Source organism: Undibacterium sp. SXout7W (assembly GCF_049339385.1).
Taxonomy (GTDB): Bacteria; Pseudomonadota; Gammaproteobacteria; order Burkholderiales; family Burkholderiaceae_D; genus Undibacterium.
This window is the reverse complement of record NZ_JBMPPF010000185.1, coordinates 1-255: the sequence shown is the minus strand read 5'-3', so window position 1 is coordinate 255 and position 255 is coordinate 1. Positions and strand designations below refer to the sequence as shown.

Annotated in this window: 1 rRNA gene; it reads right to left on the bottom strand. The window is 48.2% G+C overall.

Annotated elements, in window-relative coordinates:
* Positions 1–255, bottom strand: a 23S ribosomal RNA gene (locus tag ACO0LB_RS21030); the annotation flags it as partial.

The following is a 255-nucleotide window of genomic DNA, read 5'->3' as shown; positions in this document are numbered from 1 at the left end:
TTGGAGGATGGTCCCCCCATGTTCAGACAGGATTTCTCGTGTCCCGCCCTACTTGTTGCAAGCCTAGTACCACAAAGATGATTTCGTATAAGGGGCTATCACCCTCTATGGCCGGAGTTTCCAATCCGTTCTACTATCAAATCTGCTATCACTTGCGGCTCCTCCCATTTCGCTCGCCACTACTTTGGGAATCTCGGTTGATTTCTTTTCCTGTAGCTACTTAGATGTTTCAGTTCGCCACGTTCGCTTCGTATT